Raw genomic sequence first — 16,580 nt, forward strand, 5'->3', positions numbered from 1 at the left:
CGATTCCTCAATCCGCAACGAGCACGTCGGCGACGAAGTGCGGTTCGCGTACCGCCTGTCCCGTGAACGGCGAGCCCTCCTCGAACCAGGAGCGTGGCGCCGGCGCGCCCCACAGCGTCTGGCGGCGCGGATCGCGCAGCGACCAGCGCAGCGGCGCGTGATCGTGATCTCCGGTGAAGTAGTCGCTGGTGTAGAGCTCGATGCGATGGCCGTCGGGATCGCGGATATAGAGGAAGAACGCGTTCGAGATGCCGTGCCGTCCGGGCCCCCGCTCGATATTCTTCAGGAAGCCGCTGGTCGCCATCACGTCGCAGAGATGGATGATGTTCATCGCGGTCGGCACCCAATAGGCGATGTGATGCAGGCGAGGGCCCTTGCCGTTGGTGATGGCGAAGTCGTGGACGTTGCCCTTGCGATGCATCCAGGCGGCGGCGATGCGGCCGTTGTCTCCGTCCTCCTCGGCATATTCGGTGACACGGAAGCCGAGCCGGGCGTAGAAGTCGACCGTGTCCTGCACCTCGGCGGCGAACACGTTGAAATGGTCGAGCCGCTGGGGATGACAGCCCTTGTAGAGGTCATAGCGCCTGAGCAGATGCGGTCGCTTCTCCATCGCCGCATAGAGCTCGATCTGGAAGCCGAACGGATCGGTGAATTGCAGGGTGCGGCCCTGGAACGGCTGCTCGGCGAAGGCGTGGGCAATGCCGTTCCCAGAGAAGAAGGAGGCGGCCTTGTCGAGGTCGCCGTCATTGCCGACCTTGAAGCCGAGCCGGTTGCACGCCGCCTTCTGCGCCTTGCGCAGCACCACGGAATGGTGCTGGTGCTCCTCGCTGGCGCGCAGGTAGACCGCCTTGTCGTCGCGATCCTCGACATGGAGCCCGATCGTGTTCTCATAGAAGGCGGCGCTCGCGTTTAAATCCGTGACGTCGAGCACGACATGGCTGGAGCGGATGATGTTGAACGGCGGATCGAAGACGTGCTGCGGAACGGGCATGGGACTTTTCCTCAAAGTGTTGTTTCCTCATGCCGAGGCGCATCAGCGCCATCTCGAACCATGAGGCAAGGTCGGTAGCCTCATCCTTCGAGACGCGGGCTGACGCCGCTCCTCAGGATGAGGGAATTCCCAATTTCTGAATCTTGTGCGTCCCGCGCGCGAGCGAGACGTGCTTGGTCTCCATGTAGAAATCGAACGAGTAGTCGCCGCCGTCCCGGCCGATGCCCGACGACTTCATGCCGCCGAACGGCGTCGGCAGATGGCGGACGTTTTCCGAATTGAGCCAGATCATGCCGGCTTCCAGCGCGTCGGCAACGCGCAGCGCGCGGCCCATCTCGCCGGTCCAGACATAGCCGGTCAGCCCGTAGTTCACGCCGTTCGCGATCTCGATCGCCTCCGCCTCGTCGCGGAACGGGATCACGGTCAAAAACGGCCCGAATACCTCTTCCTGCGCGACGCGCATCTTGGAATGCGCACCGGTGACGAGGGTCGGCTGCACATAATGGCCGCCGCCCGGGCCGTCATGCGGCCTGCCGCCGACCGCAATGGTCGCGCCGTCCTTCCTTGCAACCTCGAAATAGCTGCAGACCTTTGCGAGATGCCGCTCGTGGATCAGCGGTCCGATCTCGGTTGCGGGATCGAGCGGATGGCCGACCTTCAACGCCTTCACCCGGGCTGCGAGCTTCTCGATGAAGCTGTCGGCTATGCCCTGCTGGACCAGGAGGCGGCTCGACGACGTGCAGCGCTCTCCGTTGAGCGAGTAGATCATGAACACCACTGCGTCGAGCGCGCGGTCGAGATCGGCATCGTCGAACACGATCACCGGGTTCTTGCCGCCGAGCTCGAAATGCACCCGCTTCAGCGTCGGCGCGCCCTGCGCCATGATCGCCGAACCCGTCGCGCTCTCGCCGACGAAGCCGATTGCCTTGATCGCGGCATGTTCGGTCAGCGCCTTGCCGGCCTCTTCGCCAAATCCGTGCACGGTGTTGAGCACGCCGTCGGGAATGCCGGCCTGCTTCGCGAGCTTGACCAGGAGATCGGCGGTGACCGGCGACCATTCCGCCGGCTTGTGCACGACCGTGCAGCCGGCGGCCAGCGCGGGGGCGATCTTCCAGGTTGAGAGCATGAACGGCGTGTTCCACGGTGTGATCACGCCGACCGGGCCGATCGGCACGCGGGTCGAGATGTTCCAGTGCTCGTCCGAGGGCATGTTGAGGCCGTCTCTGGCCTCGGCGCATTTGTCGGCGAAGAAACGGAAGTTCTCCGCGGCGCGGATCGCGGCCTTGGCCATGAACCGATGGGCCTGCCCGGTATCGATGCATTCGAGCACCGCGATGTCGTCGGCGTGATCCTCGATCGCATCGGCAACGCGATGCAACAGCTTGCGGCGCATCGCGGCCGGCGTATCGCGCCAGGCCTTGAAGGCGAGCGACGCCGCGGTCGCCGCGCGGTCGATGTCCTCCGCGTTGCCGCGCGCTACCGTTGCCAGGACGGAGCCGTCGATCGGCGATCTGGTTTCAAACGACCGGCCGGAGATCGAGGGCACGACCTTGCCGTCGATCATGTGGCCAATGCCTTCGGCCTTCAATTTCGCGAGCAGAGGACCCGCGCGGTCGCGGTTGGCCTGGAAGATGTCGGTGGATTTCGCGGCGGCTCTATCCATGGACCGCCTCCGCCTTCAGTGCGTCGTGGATGTTGTTGCGCTTCCAGCTCGTCTCCTTGTCGTTGATCTGCATGTCGAACGACAGCGCGAACTTGCTGTTGGCGAAGACCGGGTCGAGATGCGCCGATAGCGCCCTGAAGATGTGCTCGCCGGCCTTCTTGCGGGTGGCGAGATCGCGGCCTTCGCCGAGCCGCAGCACCATGTCGAGGAAACCGTAGCTGTTGCAGCCGTCGGCGATTGCATAATGCTCGCACCTCACGGCGCGGACGCGGATGCCGCCGAGCGGGAAGATGCCGGTCTCGACAGCCGCCTCGCGGACGACCTCCACGGTCTGGTCCATGTCGAGGAGGCCGTCGAGATTGGCGGAATATTCAAGCGTGAAATGCGGCATGAACGATCTCCTGCAGTTGCCGAGGCGTCAGGCGAAGTAGCAGCTCACAGACCCGTAAGGTCCATAGTCGGCTTGAATCGTGTCGCCTTTGCGGGTCTCGATGGGACGGATGAAGGAGCCTGCGAGCACGACCTGGCCGGCCTCGAGCGCAAGGCCGTTGGGCGCGATCTTGTTGGCGAGCCAGGCCACCGCGGTCGCCGGATGGTTCAGCACGCCGGCGGCAAGGCCGGTCTCCTCGAGCTGGCCGTTGCGGAAGCAGAGCGCGCCGATCCAGCGCAAATCGGCATCCGGCGGACGAATCGGCCGGCCGCCGAGCACGATGCCGGCATTGGCGGCGTTGTCCGCGATGGTGTCGAAGATCTTGCGCGTCGCCCCCGTCACCGGGTCGATCCGCTCGACACGTGTGTCGAGGATTTCGAGCGCCGGCACCACGAAATCGGTGGCGTTGAGCACGTCGAACAGCGTGCAGTCCGGGCCGGCCAAACGATGCTTCATCACGAAGGCAAGTTCGGCCTCGACACGGGTGGCGATGAAGCGGTCGCTCGGCACCAGCCCGCCATCGGCAAAGAACATGTCGTCGAGCAGGATGCCGGAATCCGGCTCGTTGATATTGAGCGCGCTTTGCATTGCCTTCGAGGTCAGGCCGATCTTGTGGCCCTTGACGACGCGGCCCCGCGCCACCTTCATCTCGATCCAGGCTTCCTGAATCGCATACGCATCTTCGATGGTGATGCCAGGGTGCTCCAGCGAGAGCTGGCGAATCTGCTTGCGGGTCGTTTCCGCCTTGTCGAGCCGCTGGGCGGCTGCGCGGATCTCGTCCGGGGAGAGGGCCATGCGTCATACACAAAAATGGATGCGGGGATATTATTAACATGTTAAGTGAATTCCCGCAAACTGAATTGGCGCATGCTGCAACGCAAAAGTTTGCACGTTGGATGGAGCGATGGCGCGGAAGAAATCGTCGAACGACATAAGAGGAGGGCAGGCCGAGGCCGGATCGACGCGCCGCGCGCCGATGCGCGAGTTCTCGCGCTCGCTGCCGATGTCGCTGCTGCGCGCACGTGAAGCCGTGATGCGGCAGTTTCGCCCATCGCTGCGCAATCATGGGCTGACCGAGCAGCAATGGCGAATCCTGCGCGCGCTCACGTCGGTCGACGAGATCGAAGTGACCGAGCTTGCGCATCTGGCGTTCCTGCTCGGTCCGAGCCTGTCGCGTATCCTGCGCGATCTCGAGGCGCGCCAGTTGATCGAGCGCAAGACCGCGGCAACCGATCTGCGACGCGCCGTCGTATCGATCTCGGCGAAGGGCTTGAAGCTGATCGAGGCAGTAGCGCCGACCTCGGAAGCGATCTACGCCGCGATCACCAAGCGCTACGGCGCGCGCAGGCTTGCGGAACTGCAGGAGATGCTGGGCGCGCTTGAGATGAGCCTGTCCGGCATGGTGCATGATGACGCCGGAATCGAAGCCGACGAGTGATCACAAATTTGCATGATGATATGCGGCTGGACGCATAGCTTGCTTCTTGCTCATCGTTTGTGCAGCGAGACCGCCGAAGATTCCGCGGAAATAGAGCAGGAGCGTGCGTCATTCATCATCTCGAGCGGCGTCACGTCGGCGCACGTCGGCTGTTAGTCGAACGCATTGCATTACCAATTTACTCCGGGCGCGAGAGCCCTTAAGACCGCTCGCGGTTTCGCGTCCCGCATTTCGGGGCGCCAAGACCAAGAAGGGCCGACAAGGAAGCCCGGCCTCAAGGAGGAATTATGAAATTAACGAGACGCGATTTCGCGGCAGGTATCGTCGCTGGCATTGCAGCCCCCCACATCATCACCAGCGCGCGGGCGCAGGGCGCGACCATCAAGATCGGCATGTGCGCGCCTGTTACCGGTCCCGCAGCCGAATCCGGCGGTTACGCCGTCAAGGGCGCCAAGCTCGCGCTCGAAGCCGTCAACAAGGCGGGCGGCATTCTCGGCAAGCAGGGCGAATTGATCGTCGAGGACGACCAGACCACCAACCCCGGCATCGTGCTGGCCTTCTCCAAGCTCGCCGCCCAGTCCGACATCGTCGGCTTCCTCGGCTCGATCCGTTCGACCCAGGTTCACGCGATGGCGCCCGACGTGCTGAAGCTCGGCAAGCCGGTGATGATCGGCGGCACCGATCCCAACCTCACCCACATGGGCAACAAGTGGTTGTTCCGCTTCCGCCCCAATGACAGCTATTCCGGCCGCGTCATCGCGGAGTACGGCGTCAGCACGCTCGGCAAGAAGAAGTGGGCGGTGCTGCACTCGACCGATGCGTTCGGAACCGCCGGCGGCAAGGCGCTCACCGAAGCGCTGACCAAGCTCGGCGCGCCACCGGTGCTCGATCAGGGATACGCCAACCAGAGCCAGGACTTCACGCCCGTCGTGCTCGCGATCAAGCAGTCGGGCGCCGACATCCTCGGATCCTACTTCACCTTCGAGAACGATCTCGGCATCTTCGCCCGCCAATTGCGCCAGCTCGGCGTCAACATCCCCTGGGTCGGCTCGCCCTCGATCGTCAACATCACCGCGCTCAAGCTCGCCGGTCCCGCGCTGCACAACACCTATGGCGTCGCCGACTATGCGGAGCAATCGAGCGAGGCCTCGAAAGCGTTCGGCAAGGCCTATCGCGATGCAGTCAAGGTTGCGCCCGACAACCAGAGCTCCTGGACGTATGATGCGGTGACCGTGCTCTCGGCGGGGATCAACAAGGCCGGCTCGACCGAGCCCGAAAAGGTCCGCGAGGCGATTCTGTCGATCAAGAAGTTCCCGGGCGCCGAGGGCGAATACAATTTCGACCAGAACGGCGATGGGCTTCACGGCTACAACATCGTGAAGAACGACAAGGGCAACATCGTTTTCGACAAGCACATCGAATTCAACGACTGACGCTGATCTCGGCCTCTCCGATCGCAACCGGGGAGGCCGATTGTCATTGGCCGTTTGAACGAGTTCCCTTCAACCGAACGCTTGTCATGGATCTGATCCTTCAACTGCTGTTCACGGGCATCGGCATCGGCGCAGTCTACGCGCTGGTCGCGCTGGGCTTCGTGCTGATCTTCCGCGCCACCAACGTGGTGAATTTCGCGCAGGGCGAGTTCTCGATGGTTGCCGCCTATCTGATGGTGGTGTTCGCCGTCGATCTCGGCTGGCCCTACTGGCTGTCGTTTCTGATCGCGCTCGCCGGCATGGCGCTGCTCGGGGTCATCTTCAACCTCGGCGTCTACTATCCGCTGCGCCACCGCACCTATCTTCCCGTGATCATCGCCACCATCGGCGCCTCGATCCTGCTCGCCAATTCCGTGCTTGCGATCTACGGTCCGCAGCCGCAGGTGCTGCAGGGCTGGTTCGAGACTCCCGGCATTCAACTCGGCCCGGTCTATCTCGACAGCCAATATCTCTTGATCATCGGCGTCACGATCCTGCTGGTGTTCTTCAATTTCTGGTTCTTCGAGAAGACGCTGCTCGGCAAGAAGCTGCAGGCGACCTCGCAGGACAAGGAAATGGCCTCACTGCTCGGCATTTCCGTCTCCACCATGATCATGATCACCTTCATCTATTCGGCGGTGCTCGGCGGTCTCGCCGGCATCCTGGTTGCGCCCGTGCTGTTCGTCTCGATCCAGATGGGCTCGACCATCGCGCTGAAGGCGTTCGCCGCGACCATCATCGGCGGCTTCGGCGATGTCGCCGGCGCCATCATCGGCGGGCTTGCGCTCGGCGTGATCGAAACGTTCGGCGCGGCCTATATCTCGGTGCCCTACAAGGATGGCTTCGCCTTCCTGGTGCTGGTCGCCTTCCTGATCTTCCGGCCGCAGGGCATCTTCGGCGAACGCGTGGCGGAGAAAGCATGAGCGCACCCAGCGACAACATGCCGATCCCGGCGCCCGCGGTTCACTCGCGGCCGCTCGTCATCCGCCACCTGCCGTATTTCATCGGCGCCGCGGTGCTGGTTGGGCTCGCCGCCGGGCTGCGGTTCGACGGCTACATCCTCAACATCCTGCTGCAGGCCACGACGTTCTCGATCGCGGTATTCGGGCTGTCGGTCGTGCTCGGTCTGTGCGGCCAGATCAACCTGGCGCAGGCCGCGTTCTTCGGCTTCGGCGCCTACGCGGTCGGTCTCGGCACCACCGACCTGCATCTGAGCTTCTGGCTCTGCCTTGTCGCCGGCTGTGCAATTGCGCTGATCGCCGGCGCGTTCCTGGGCATGTCGACGCTACGGCTCGGCGGCCACTACCTTGCGATGGTGACGATCTCGTTCCAGCAGATCGTGACGCTGGTGATGATCAACGCGATCGGCCTGACCCACGGGCCGGACGGCGTCTCCAACATCCGCAGGCCGGAGCTGTTCCAGACCTCGCAGGGCTATCTCGCCTTCTGCGTCGCGGTGCTTGCGATCGTGGGCTACCTCGTCTGGCACCTGCCGGACACCAGGCTCGGCCGCGCCATGCGCGCGGTGCGCGACAACGAACTCGCGGCCGGCGTTAACGGCATCGACGTGTTCCGCACCAAGGTCTATGCCTTCGCGCTCTGCGCGCTGCTCGGCGGTCTCGCCGGCGGCCTGTTCGCGGGCGGCTTCGCCTATGTCAGTCCGGACCAGTTCTCGTTCGCGGAGTCGATCGTGTTCCTGACCATGTCGCTGCTCGGCGGCGTGGCATCGCCCATCGGCTCGGCGATCGGCACCGGGCTGCTGATTCTGATTCCGGAATGGCTGCGCTTCCTCAAGAGCGTGCCCGGGCTGTACCTCGCGATCTACGGCCTGTTCGTGATCCTGATCATCCGCTTCATGCCCGACGGCATCTGGGGCTTCGTCGCCGACGCGTTCACGCGCTGGCGTGCCCACACCAAGGCACCGCCGGTTGCCGCCGCACTGCAGCTCAAGCCGGCAACCGACGGCGGCGAGATCGTGCTGGAGGTCACCGGCCTGTCGAAGCATTTCGGCGGCCTCAAGGCCGTCGACGGCGTCAATATCGCGGTCCGGCGCGGCAGCGTGCATGCGCTGATCGGCCCCAACGGGTCCGGCAAGACCACGACGCTGAACGTGCTGTCCGGCCTCTACAAGGCGACATCGGGCAGGATCGTGCTCGACGGGACCGACATCACCAACATGGCCTCGCACCAGCGCACCGCGGCCGGCCTTGGACGCACGTTCCAGAACATCCGCCTGTTCCGTTCTATGACCGCGCTCGAAAACGTCGAGATCGGCGCCGAGCGACCCGGCAACAGCATGATCGGGAAGGGCGAGGACGCTCTGACCGAGCGCGCGATGGAGGCATTGACCTTCGTCGGCCTCGGCAACCGCGCCAATGAGCTGATCTCGAGCTTCTCCTACGGCCACCAGCGGCTGATCGAGATTGCACGGGCGCTTGCGTCCAATCCGACGCTGCTGCTGCTCGACGAACCGGCCGCTGGTCTCAATTCGACTGAAAAGCTCGAGCTGCACGAGCTTCTCAAGCGCATCGCGGCGCAAGGCCTCACCATCCTGATCATCGATCACGACATGACGCTGGTCTCGGAAGCCGCCCAGCACATCACGGTGCTGAACTTCGGACGCCGCATCGCGGACGGCGAATCGATGGCGGTGCTGCGCCATCCCGACGTTGTCTCCGCCTATCTCGGGAGCGAATGATGCCGCTGCTCGAAATCAACAATCTCGTGGTCCGCTATGGCGAGATCGAAGCGCTGCGCGGTGTGAGCATCGCTGTGGAGCCGGGCCAGGTGGTCACGCTGCTCGGCGCCAACGGCGCCGGCAAATCGACCACGCTGCGCGCGATTTCGGGGCTGGCGAAACCCACTTCCGGCGACATCCTGTTCGACGGCCGTTCGATCGCAGGCCTTGGGCCGGAAGCGATCGTCCGCCTCGGCATCTCGCATGTGCCGGAAGGTCGCCGCGTGTTCCCGGGCCTCACGGTGAAAGAGAACATCATGCTTGGCGCGTCGAACCGCAAGGCGTCGGCCTCGCAGATCTCGCGCGAGGCGGACGCGATGTTCGACTTGTTCCCGGATATCCGGGCTTTCTCGGACACGCTTGGCTGGACGCTCTCCGGCGGACAATTGCAGATGGTCGCCGTCGCGCGCGGCCTGATGGCCAAGCCGCGGCTTCTACTGCTGGACGAGCCGTCGCTCGGGCTGGCGCCCGTGATCGTGCAGGCGGTGTTCCGCATTATTTCACAGATCAGGAAGGACACCACGGTCTTGCTCGTCGAACAAAATGCGCGCATGGGACTTTCGGTCGCCGATCACGGCTTCGTCCTGGAAACCGGGCGGATCGTGCTGGGCGGCAAGCCTGACGAATTGTGGGGCAACGAAGCCATCGCCGCAGCCTATCTTGGCGGTCATGCCAAGGTCCACGCCTGACCAGACCCACGCATAACCGAGCGAGCCGTCCATCCATGGTCACCATCAAGGTTGATAATCTCGTCAATTTCGTCTCCGAGGTCTTTTCGCACGCGGAATCCTCAACCGAGGAAGCCAGACGCATCGCGACTTACCTCACGACCGCGAACCTCACGGGGCACGATAGCCACGGCGTGATCCGCGTGCCGGTCTACATCAGGTGGAAGAAGACGGGTTCGGTGGTGCCGAACCAGACGCCTGAAATCGTGGTCGACACGCCCTCCCTCGCGGTGGTCGATGGCAAGTTCGGCTATGGACAAACCGTAACGCCAGTCGCGGTCAGGCTCGGGATCGAGAAGTGCAGGAAGGCGGGCCTTGCCGCGATCGCGCTGCGCAATGCGGGTCATATCGGCCGCGTGGGCGACTGGGCCGAGATGGCGGCCGCCGAGGGGCTGGTGTCGGTGCACTTCGTCAACGCCGCGGGTTCGCTGCTTGTGGCGCCCTATGGTGGCGTCGAGAAGCGGCTGTCGACCGCGCCCTATTGCGTGGGTATTCCGCGCGAGGGTCAGGACCCGATTGTGCTCGATTTCGCAACCTCGACCGTTGCCGAAGGCAAGTGTCTGGTGGCGAGCCGCGGCGGCAAGAAGCTGCCGACCGGCGCGCTGGTCGACGCCGACGGCACTCTGAGCGAGGATCCGCATGTGCTTTACGGCTCCTACACGCCTGACGGGCCGCGCGACCATACCAAGGGTACCGGCGCGATCCGCGCGTTTGGCGATCACAAGGGGTCGGGCCTTGCGTTCATCTGCGAACTGCTCGGCGGCGCGCTGACCGGCACGGGCGCCACCGCGCCGGACCGCCGCTTCGCCAACGGCATGCTGGCGTTCTACATCGATCCCAAGGTGGTCGATCCCGCGAATTTCTTCGACGGCGAGATCGCTCGCTATACCGACTTCATCCGCGCCACGAAGCCGATCGCCGGTGTCGATTCCGTCCTGATTCCAGGCGATCCCGAGCGGAAAACCCGCGCGGACCGCACCAAGAACGGCATCCCCTTGCCTGACGACACCTGGGCGGCGATAGTGAATACTGCGCGCGAAGTCGGCGTCAGCGAAGTCAGCATCCAGCGGGCGACCGCATAGTTCCGTCATTGCGAGCGAAGCGAAGCAACGCCACACGAAGAAGGAATGGATAGCTTCGTCGCTTCAGCGCAAAATTGCTTTGCAATTTTGTCGCGAGCTCCCCAATGACGAAGAGTCTGCGGCAACAGGGAAGGAAAACAAAGTGGCAAACAAGGTCAAGCAAGTCTGGGCGTCGGGCAAGGCGGTGGTGAATGCGTGGCTCGCAATTCCCTCCGGGTTCTCAGCCGAAGTGATCGCGCAATGCGGCTTCGACAGCGTCACCGTCGACATGCAGCATGGCGTGCAGGACTATCTGTCGATGGTGCAGTGTTTCCAGTCGATGCACGCCCACCCCGTGACCCCGATGGTCCGCGTGCCCTGGAATGAGCCCGGCATCATCGGCAAGGTGCTCGACGGCGGCGCCTATGGCGTGATCTGCCCGATGGTCAACACGCCGCAGGAAGCCAAGAGCCTCGTTTCCTATGCCAAGTATCCGCCGAAGGGTGTACGCTCCAATGGTCCGATCCGAGCCGGCATGTACGGCTCGGCCGGCACCTATCAGCAAACCGCCAACGACGAGATCGTGCTGCTCCCGATGATGGAGACCAGGACCGCGGTCGAGAACATGGAAGCAATCCTCGACGTTGAGGGCATCGACGGCGTCTATATCGGCCCGTCCGATCTCGGATTCTCCTACGGTCTCGTGCCGAAGCTCGACCGCGAAGAGCCGGAGATCCTGAAGATCTACGAGAAGATCATCAAGGAATGCGGCAAGCGCGGCCTCAACCCGGGCATCCACTGCTCCGGCGCCGAAGGCGCAGTGCGCGCCATCAACATGGGTTTCAAACTGGTCACGCTGTCGAACGAGGTCGGGCTGATGTCGACCTACGCGAAGATGCAGGTCAACGCGACCCGCGAGAAGTCCGGCGGCAAAGCGTGAGCTCTCCCTCGCCCCGCTCTTGCGGGGAGAGGGCCGGGGTGAGGGGCTCCATCCGGCGAGCATCGTCGTTGTGATTGGCGCTGTGCCTTGCCCCTCACCGGGATCGCTGTCGCGATCCGACCTTTCCCCGCGAAAGGGCGGGGAGAGGTGAAAGACCTTCGAAGGAGAACCCCATGGCCCCGGCACCCGTGATTCGCCTGCATCCCGACGACAGCGTCCTGATCGCGCGAGCGAGCCTCCCGCCGGGGCTGGTGGTGGCCGACGGTGTCAGCACTGTCGATCGCATTCCGGCCGGCCACAAGGTCGCAATCAAGCCGATCGCGGAAGGCGAGCCGATCAGGCGTTACGGCCAGATCATCGGGTTTGCCACCGCGCCGATCGCGCCCGGCCAGCACGTGCATACGCAGAACTGCGGCATGGGTGATTTCGCCAAGGACTATGCCTATGGTGTCGACGTCAAGCCGGTGCCCAATTTCGATTTGCCCGCGACCTTCGACGGCATCCGCCGGCCCGACGGGCGTGTCGCGACGCGCAACTATATCGGCATTCTCACCTCGGTGAATTGCAGCGCGCATGTCGCTGGCCTCGTCGCCGATGTCTTCAAGAAGAATCCGTTCACCGGCGACAATCCGCTTGCCGACTTTCCGAACGTCGACGGCGTCGTCGCGCTGACCCACAAGACCGGCTGCGGCATGACGCAGGACGAGCCGTTGGCGCTGCTTCGCCGCACGCTCGGCGGCTATGCGCGGCACGTGAATTTCTCCAACGTGATCGTGCTCGGCCTGGGGTGCGAGGTGAACCAGATCGGCGGGCTGATGCAGGAGCAGAAGCTTGCCGGCCGCCTGCGCGCGATGGACATTCAGGAGGTCGGCGGCACCCGCAAGACAGTCGAAGCCGGCGTCGCCTTTGTCAAGGAGGCCCTCACCGACGCCAACAAGATCAAGCGCGAGAAGGTCTCAGCGAGCGAGTTGACGGTCGCCCTGCAGTGCGGCGGCTCCGACGGCTATTCCGGGGTGTCGGCCAATCCGGCGCTGGGCGCGGCGAGCGATCTCCTGGTCCGTCATGGCGGCACCGTCATCCTGTCGGAAACGCCGGAGACCTATGGCGCCGAGCATCTGCTCACGCGCCGCGCTGTCAGCCGCGAAGTCGGCGAGAAGCTGGTCGGCCTGATGCGCTGGTGGGAGGAATACACGAGCCGCGAAGGCGCCGAGATGAACGCCAATCCAAGTCCCGGCAACAAGGCCGGCGGCCTCACCACCATTTTGGAGAAGTCGCTGGGTGCGATGGCGAAGGCCGGCAGCACCAACCTCGTCGACGTCCTGCACTACGCCGAGCCGGTGACCAAGAAGGGTTTCGTGTTCATGGATACGCCCGGCTACGATCCCGTCGCGGCGACCGGGCAGGTGGCCGGCGGCGCCAACCTCGTCTGCTTCACGACCGGACGCGGCAGCGTTTTCGGCTGCAAGCCTGCGCCGTCGATCAAGCTCGCGACCAACACGCCGATGTACAAGCGCATGGAAGACGACATGGACGTCAATTGCGGCACCATCCTCGACGGCGAGGAGAGCGTGCAGGAATGCGGCCAGCGCATCTTCGAGCTCATTCTCAAGACCGCGTCGGGCCAGCCGACCAAGAGCGAGAGCTTTGACTTCGGAGGCGCCGAGTTCGCGCCCTGGGTGCTGGGCGCGACGATGTGAGTGGGGCGAATGGCGAATAGGGAGTAGCGAATAGGGGTTTGTTCTATTCGCTATTCGCCTGCCCGGTGGGCACCGCGTGCCCGTTGTTAGTGCTTGATCCTCAGGGGCACCAGTGTTCTGCTCAAAAAAGCTGCTGGAGCCCCTTGTCCGTGTCGATCTTCGTCGCACTGCACCACGTCACGCACTACAAATATGACCGGCCGATCGACCTCGGGCCACAGACTATCAGGCTCCGCCCGGCGCCGCACACGCGCACACCGATCCTGAGCTACTCGCTCAAGGTCACGCCAGCAAATCACTTCGTGAACTGGCAGCAGGATCCGCAAGGCAACTGGCTGGCGCGGTTCGTGTTCCCTGAGAAGGCGAGCGAATTCAAGATCGAAGTCGACTTCTCCGCGCAGATGAGCGTGGTCAATCCGTTCGACTTCTTCGTCGAGCCCTACGCCAACAGCTTTCCCTTTCAGTACCCCGGCGATCTCAGGACCGAGCTTGCGCCCTATCTGGAGACGGTCGAGCCGGGGCCGTTGTTCGCGGCTTATCTGAAGGACATTCCGCGCACGGCCGACAGCACCGTCAATTTCCTGGTCGAGTTGAACGCCAGGCTGCAGAAGCAGGTCCGCTATGTCATCCGCATGGAGGCCGGCATCCAGACGCCGGAGGAAACGCTCGCTGCCGGCTCAGGCTCCTGCCGCGATTCCGCGTGGCTCCTGATCCAGACGCTGCGCCATCTCGGGCTCGCGGCGCGCTTCGTGTCCGGCTACCTGATTCAGCTCAGGCCTGACGTCGATCCGGTCGAAGGGCCGCGCGAGGTCGAGAGTGATTTCACCGATCTGCACGCCTGGGCCGAGGTCTATTTGCCGGGCGCGGGCTGGATCGGCTTCGACGTCACCTCGGGCATGCTGACGGGTGAGGGGCATATCCCCGTCGCCGCCACGCCGCATTATCGCTCGGCTGCGCCGATCTCGGGCACCGCCGGCTTTGCCAATGTCGACTTCGGCTTCGAGATGCGCGTCAAGCGCATCCGCGAGGCGCCGCGGATCACCAGGCCGTTCTCGGATGCATCATGGACGCGGCTCGACGCGCTCGGCGAGCAGGTCGACACCGATCTGCAAAACGACGACGTGCGGCTCACCATGGGTGGCGAGCCGACCTTTGTCTCTGTCGACGATCTGGAATCGCCGGAATGGAATGTCGCCGCGGTCGGTCCGACCAAACGCGCATTGGCCGATGAACTGATCCGCAAGTTGCGCGCACGCTTCGCGCCGGGCGGTCTGCTGCATTATGGGCAGGGCAAATGGTATCCGGGCGAAAGCCTGCCGCGCTGGGCGTTCGGCCTGTACTGGCGCAAGGACGGCGAGCCGATCTGGAAGAACGCCGACCTGATCGCCAACATCGAGAATCCAAACAAGGCCGAGATCGCCGACGCAGAGCGCTTTGCGATCGCGATGGCGAGGAGGCTCGGGCTCGCTGCGGACCATGTCATGCCAGCTTTCGAGGATCCGGCGTTCTGGCTGCAGCGTGAAGCAAGCCTGCCGGCCAACGTCAGCCCGGCGAATTCCCAACTGGCTGATGCGGAAGAACGCGCGCGGCTGGCGCGGGTGTTCGACGAGGGATTGACGACGCCGAAGGGCTACGTGCTGCCGATCCAGCGCTGGAATCCGCTTGGCGGTCGTATGCCGCCGCGCTGGCGCAGCGAGCGCTGGAAGATCCGGCGCAGCCATCTGTTCCTGTCATCAGGCGATTCCCCGCTTGGCCTCAGGCTGCCCATTGCGTCGCTCGAATACGTCCCGCCGGAGGACTATCCCTACACGATCGAGCAGGATCCGATGGCGCTGCGCGATGCATTCGGCGATTTTGACCAGGAGCTGATGCGCGCACTTCATGCAATGCCGGAGCCGCAGCCGGTGCGCACCGCGACCTCGATCGAGGTTCGCGGCGGTGTGCTGTGTGCGTTCATGCCGCCGGTCGAGCAGGCGGACGATTATCTCGAACTGGTCGCGGCGATCGAGGCCACCGCGGAAGAGTTGCAACTGCCCGTGCATGTCGAGGGCTACGCGCCGCCCTATGATCCGCGCATCGAGGTGATCAAGGTGACGCCAGATCCCGGTGTGATCGAGATCAACGTGCAGCCCGCGCAGAGCTGGCGCGAAGCCGTCGACGTCACCTTCGGTGTCTATGAAGACGCCGCGAAAACCCGACTCGGCGCCAACCGCTTCCTGATCGACGGCCGCCACACCGGGACCGGCGGCGGCAATCACATCGTGGTCGGCGGCTCGACGCCGCAGGATTCGCCGTTCCTGCGCCGGCCCGATCTGTTGAAGAGCCTCGTGCTGTATTGGCAGCGGCATCCGTCGCTGTCCTACCTGTTCTCCGGCATGTTCATCGGTCCGACCAGCCAGGCTCCGCGCATCGACGAGGCACGGCATGACGGGCTCTATGAACTGGAGATCGCGCTTGCGCATGTGCCGCCAGCGGGCATGGACGCGCCGCTATGGCTGGTGGACCGCTTGTTCAGGCATATCCTGGTCGACATCACCGGCAACACTCATCGCGCCGAAATCTGCATCGACAAACTCTATTCGCCCGACGCTCCGACCGGCCGGCTCGGCCTCGTCGAATTCCGCGCGCTCGAAATGCCGCCCGATCCGCGCATGTCGCTGGCGCAGCAGCTCCTGATCCGCGCGCTGATCGCAAAATTGTGGCGCGAGCCGCAGCAGGGCAAGTTCGTGCGCTGGGGCACCGCGCTGCATGACCGTTTCATGCTGCCGCATTTCCTCTGGGAGGATTTTCTGGGCGTGCTCGTCGAGCTGAAGCAGTCCGGTTATGATTTTTCTCCGGAGTGGTATCAGGCCCAGCTCGAATTCCGCTTTCCCGCCTTCGGCCGCGTGCATCACGGCGGCGTTGCGCTGGAGCTGCGCCAAGCGCTGGAGCCCTGGCATGTGCTGGGCGAAGAGGGCTCATCGGGTGGCACCGTGCGCTACGTCGATTCCTCGGTGGAGCGGTTGCAGGTGAAGGCATCGGGTTTTGTCGAGGGCCGCCACGTCGTCACCTGCAATGGCCGGCGGCTGCCGATGACAGAGACAGGCCGCGCCGGTGAGGCGGTTGCCGGCGTCCGCTTCAAGGCCTGGCAGCCGGCGTCGGGACTGCATCCGACCATTCCGGTGCATGCGCCGCTGACGTTTGACCTCATCGACACCTGGAATGGCCGCTCGCTCGGCGGCTGTGTCTACCACGCCACCCATCCGGGCGGCCGCAATTACGAAAGCAAGCCGGTCAACTCCTACGAGGCCGAGGCGCGTCGGCTGGCACGCTTCCAGGATCATGGCCACACCCCCGGCAGGATCGAGATGTCGCCGGAAGAGCGGTCAATCGAATTTCCAGTGACCCTCGACTTGCGGACGCCGCTACCGCACTGATAGCGTT

At 64.1% G+C, this 16,580-nt stretch carries 13 protein-coding genes; 9 read left to right on the top strand and 4 right to left on the bottom strand.

From position 1 onward, the window contains the following. Positions 1 to 7: 7 nt before the first annotated feature. From hpaD to hpaH, 4 genes are all read right to left on the bottom strand, one after another. Positions 8 to 991, bottom strand: a complete 984-nt coding sequence (gene hpaD, locus JQ553_RS15360; protein ID WP_212500795.1) for a 3,4-dihydroxyphenylacetate 2,3-dioxygenase — start codon at positions 989 to 991, stop codon at positions 8 to 10. A gap of 112 nt (positions 992 to 1,103) precedes the next feature. Then, the gene (hpaE, locus tag JQ553_RS15365) at positions 1,104 to 2,654 is read right to left on the bottom strand and encodes a 5-carboxymethyl-2-hydroxymuconate semialdehyde dehydrogenase (RefSeq protein ID WP_212500796.1); all 1,551 of its coding nucleotides are present in this window, start codon (positions 2,652 to 2,654) and stop codon (positions 1,104 to 1,106) included. Further along, positions 2,647 to 3,045: a 5-carboxymethyl-2-hydroxymuconate Delta-isomerase gene (locus JQ553_RS15370; protein ID WP_212500797.1), complete on the bottom strand. Its 399-nt coding sequence runs from the start codon at positions 3,043 to 3,045 to the stop codon at positions 2,647 to 2,649. Before JQ553_RS15370 ends, hpaE begins: the two co-directional genes overlap by 8 nt. A 27-nt stretch (positions 3,046 to 3,072) precedes the next feature. Continuing rightward, entirely contained in the window at positions 3,073 to 3,879 is an 807-nt protein-coding gene (gene hpaH, locus JQ553_RS15375; protein WP_212500798.1) for a 2-oxo-hept-4-ene-1,7-dioate hydratase, read from the bottom strand. A gap of 109 nt (positions 3,880 to 3,988) precedes the next feature. On the opposite strand from hpaH, the gene hpaR reads away from it, so the two are divergent. The 9 genes from hpaR to JQ553_RS15420 all read left to right on the top strand — a co-directional run bounded on the left by hpaR (position 3,989) and on the right by JQ553_RS15420 (position 16,573). Further along, a complete protein-coding gene (gene hpaR / locus JQ553_RS15380) occupies positions 3,989 to 4,522 on the top strand; it encodes a homoprotocatechuate degradation operon regulator HpaR (protein ID WP_212500799.1) in 534 nt (177 codons plus the stop codon). A gap of 287 nt (positions 4,523 to 4,809) precedes the next feature. Next, a complete protein-coding gene (locus JQ553_RS15385) occupies positions 4,810 to 5,955 on the top strand; it encodes an ABC transporter substrate-binding protein (protein WP_212500800.1) in 1,146 nt (381 codons plus the stop codon). Between the two features lie 86 nt (positions 5,956 to 6,041). Further along, complete coding sequence (locus JQ553_RS15390) at positions 6,042 to 6,917, top strand: branched-chain amino acid ABC transporter permease (protein WP_212500801.1); 876 nt, start codon at positions 6,042 to 6,044, stop codon at positions 6,915 to 6,917. Next, a complete protein-coding gene (locus tag JQ553_RS15395) occupies positions 6,914 to 8,692 on the top strand; it encodes an ABC transporter permease subunit (protein WP_212500802.1) in 1,779 nt (592 codons plus the stop codon). Before JQ553_RS15390 ends, JQ553_RS15395 begins: the two co-directional genes overlap by 4 nt. Next, the gene (locus tag JQ553_RS15400; protein ID WP_212500803.1) at positions 8,692 to 9,420 is read left to right on the top strand and encodes an ABC transporter ATP-binding protein; all 729 of its coding nucleotides are present in this window, start codon (positions 8,692 to 8,694) and stop codon (positions 9,418 to 9,420) included. The genes JQ553_RS15395 and JQ553_RS15400 overlap by 1 nt, the downstream gene beginning before the upstream one ends. A 35-nt stretch (positions 9,421 to 9,455) precedes the next feature. Beyond that, positions 9,456 to 10,541, top strand: a complete 1,086-nt coding sequence (locus JQ553_RS15405) for a malate/lactate/ureidoglycolate dehydrogenase (RefSeq protein WP_212500804.1) — start codon at positions 9,456 to 9,458, stop codon at positions 10,539 to 10,541. 142 nt (positions 10,542 to 10,683) lie between these two features. Beyond that, the gene (locus tag JQ553_RS15410; protein WP_212500805.1) at positions 10,684 to 11,460 is read left to right on the top strand and encodes an aldolase/citrate lyase family protein; all 777 of its coding nucleotides are present in this window, start codon (positions 10,684 to 10,686) and stop codon (positions 11,458 to 11,460) included. A 173-nt stretch (positions 11,461 to 11,633) separates the two neighbouring features. After that, positions 11,634 to 13,157, top strand: coding sequence for a UxaA family hydrolase (locus JQ553_RS15415; protein ID WP_212500806.1), 1,524 nt, complete (start codon positions 11,634 to 11,636; stop codon positions 13,155 to 13,157). A 149-nt stretch (positions 13,158 to 13,306) separates the two neighbouring features. Continuing rightward, complete coding sequence (locus JQ553_RS15420; protein ID WP_212500807.1) at positions 13,307 to 16,573, top strand: DUF2126 domain-containing protein; 3,267 nt, start codon at positions 13,307 to 13,309, stop codon at positions 16,571 to 16,573. The last annotated feature ends 7 nt before the right edge of the window (positions 16,574 to 16,580 follow it).

The organism is Bradyrhizobium lablabi, from assembly GCF_018131005.1.
GTDB classification, from domain to species: Bacteria; Pseudomonadota; Alphaproteobacteria; order Rhizobiales; family Xanthobacteraceae; genus Bradyrhizobium; species Bradyrhizobium lablabi_D.